The sequence below is a fragment of the Sutterella seckii genome (assembly GCF_009183815.1).
In the GTDB taxonomy this organism is placed as follows: Bacteria; Pseudomonadota; Gammaproteobacteria; order Burkholderiales; family Burkholderiaceae_F; genus Sutterella; species Sutterella seckii.
Map to the genome: position 1 here is coordinate 1 of NZ_WEHX01000153.1, position 3095 is coordinate 3095.

The window sequence follows — 3095 nt, forward strand, 5'->3', positions numbered from 1 at the left end:
GCCTCAACATCGGATCGGTGCTGAGGCTCTCGGCGTTGTTTTGGGTACTGTCGGCGAAGTGGAAAAACTGGCTTTCCGAATTTATGGAAGCCCCCTTTATTCATAGGGAGCTGAGAGGAGCCCGGCCGACCAACCCCCGCGGCTCGCGTCGGCGCAGGAAATGGAGACGTCGCTCCTCACGGGAGTCCGTATGCGGCTTAGGGGCGCGGGCACTTTGCTGTCGCTGAGCATCCCCGGCATCTGCACCGTTAAAGGACTTTCTGATGGGTGCATTCAACGGATGGGTTCAAAGTCCAATTTGAAGATGGCGCTCCTTCAATTTGCCGCAAGCTTCTCTCTGGTTCAAGCAATGAATTTCCGTTTTTCCTGAAGCCTCAGTTTGTTTCGTTAGGACGTTTTTTGACGCAAGGCAGGCAACAATCCTTCCTGAGCGGTACAGCGAGGCAAGGCTCGAAATAACTGCGCCGCGATGCTGATTTCTTCTGATAAAGCACGAACCCGAAAAAAATAAAAATGTACAGAACATCGGAAATGAAGAAGTTCACCCAATGCGGGAAGAAATCCGGAACGCATGGTTTCGAAAGAGCGGCAGATCTCTGGATCGCCCGGATTTTTGTCAAAGGCGATGTCTGGCCGATGCTTGACCTCAACAGCGTCGGAACGAGGCGGGCCTTCGACACGGCAATGCGCGAAGAGGTGAAGTCGCTCATGTGGGCCCTTAAGAATCCTGATGCCGGCGAAACGCCCGAGGAGCGCGTGCGGCTCGGACGTGAGAACGCATCGACCATGAACTACATGGATATGGATTCGCGCGATATCTGCTGCAATTCCACGTGCGGCGTCTGGTTCAGAACCGTCAGGAAAAAGATCGGCCTGCAGGAAGTCGAAGCCTGTCCGGAAAGCTTCATCAGGGAGCTCGAGACGAGAGAGGCGGAAGACAATGAGGAGAGGGCAGCCCTCTTTCCGGAGCCCTTCCGCTCAAACATCCGCGCCTTTGCCGAAGCGTTCGGGCTCACGCAGGATGAGAGCGACGCACTGGCGTTTCTTCTGATCGCCCGCTTCCATGAGCCCCTCAAAGAACTCCTCGAATATTTCGATTTTGCGGCGGGCGGCGCTCGCCTCCTTGCTGAAGTGCTTTCGGTTGCCCTTGGTAAGGAGATGAGCGAAAAACTCTTTTCTGCTGACGGTACGCTCATGAGCACCGGACTGCTTCATCTCTGCAAGGCGTCCGAGGAGGAGCTTGACGACCGCTTTGAGCTTCTCGGCGACGACGATCAGTGCGGGAGCGTCATGAATGAGCAGATTTCTCCCGAAGCCTTCTACAGCAGGCGGATAGTACGGGCGCCGAAGGCGAATCTCACGCTCGACGACTACAGCCACATCCCGGCCGTGAAGAATCTGCTGATCCCTTATCTTGCGAAGGTGCTTCAGACCAGAAAGACCGGCGTCAACATTCTCATCTACGGCCCTCCGGGAACCGGGAAAACGGAACTTACGCGGACGGCAGCAGAGGCGATCGGGGCGAAGCTTTACGAGATCGGGCCGCTCCGCAATGCAGAGAAGGAGAATGGAGAGCGCTCGCGAATTACCCGGTGGAACATCGCGGAGAAGCTTTACCGGTCGTCCGAAAAGACGCTCCTCGTGATCGACGAATCCGAAGACATCATCAACGAGGGAGCTGTATTCACTATCTTCGGCGGTCCGAAGCGGTCGAACAAGGCCGAGCTCAATAAACTCGTCGAAATCGCCCCCGTTCCGACCTTCTGGCTGACGAATACGCTCGGAGGAATGGATCCGGCGCTGATCAGGCGTTTCGACATTGTCCTCGAAGTGCCGATTCCGCCCGAAAATGTGCGCCGTCGCATTGCTGAAAGTGAGGTCGGGAACCTCGTGAGCGCAGACATGATTGACCGGCTTGCTTTGAGCGGGAAGCTCTCGCCCGCAGTCATCTCCCGCACCGCATCCGTCATTGCCGACCTCAATCTGGAAGACGAAAAGGCGAGGGACGAAGCGTGCGAAACGCTCCTTTCGGCATCGCTTGACGCTCAATCGCTCGGGCGTCTTCCCGGACGATCCGAGGCTCTCCCCCGTTTCTACGACACTGCATTCGTGAATACAACGGCCGATCTCAAGGGCATCTGCGAGGGACTGAAGCGCTGCGGGGCAGGCAGGCTCTGCCTCTACGGGCCTCCGGGCACCGGCAAAACCGCATACGTGCGCTGGCTCGCCCGCGAGCTCGGCGTGCCGCTCATCGCCAAACGCGCGAGCGACCTTCTCAGCATGTTCGTGGGCGGCACCGAGGCTCTGATTTGCGAGGCTTTTGAAGAGGCTAAGCGTGCGGGCGCGCTTCTTCTCATCGACGAAGCGGATTCGTTCCTGCGCGACAGGGAATTGAGTCAGCGCTCCTGGGAGGTCACGCAGGTGAACGAACTCCTCACGCAGATGGAAAGCTTCCCGGGCATCTTCTGCGCGACGACCAACCTCTTTGAGAACATTGACCGGGCGGCGCTCCGCAGGTTTGACCTCAAGGCAAAGTTCGACTTCCTGAGACCTGAACAAAGGCTCGGGCTTCTCGAGCGTCATCTCGCTGCGCTCGGACTTGGGACGGATGGCGTGAAGAGCCTGGTGACGCGCCTCTCGGCGCTCGACTGCATCACGCCCGGCGACTTCGCTGCCATTGAACGAGGATCCGCCTTCAGCCCCATCCAAAGTGCAGAGGAATTCCTTCGCCGGCTCGAAGACGATTCGGCTCTGAAAAACGAGGGGAGGAAGAAGCCCAGAATTGGGTTCTGAACCCACGCAGCAGCTGGAGCAGGCCGACTTTTAAAGCCTCTGCTCAGGAATTCGTCGGGACAAACTGCAAACGATAATCATTGCTATCTTAAGTTTCCCTGTCCTGCAGGAAATTGCAGGCGGTGATCATAAAGAATTAATGCGCGTGGGTTACATATAGGAGATAATCCAATTGACCTTCTGCGCGGAAAAGAGAAATAAGCCCGTGAATTTCCAGAAATCCGGTAACAGCACCCCTTGAAGCTGCATGACGATAAGGGGAATATTTTCACAGAGGCTTGCTGGATTTCTTCTCCTGGGCT

The 3095-nt window shown here is 56.7% G+C and carries 1 protein-coding gene; it reads left to right on the plus strand.

What is annotated here, in order from left to right; translation table 11 throughout:
• The first annotated feature begins 531 nt into the window (after window positions 1-531).
• Window positions 532-2793, plus strand: a complete 2262-nt coding sequence (locus GBM95_RS11415; RefSeq protein WP_193222695.1) for an AAA family ATPase — start codon at window positions 532-534, stop codon at window positions 2791-2793.
• Window positions 2794-3095: the final 302 nt, after the last annotated feature.

What these genes read in the sequence shown, in the direction of transcription:
- GBM95_RS11415 (WP_193222695.1), top strand. Translation starts at nt 532, where the DNA reads ATGAAGAAGTTCACCCAATGCGGGAAGAAATCCGGAACGCATGGTTTC.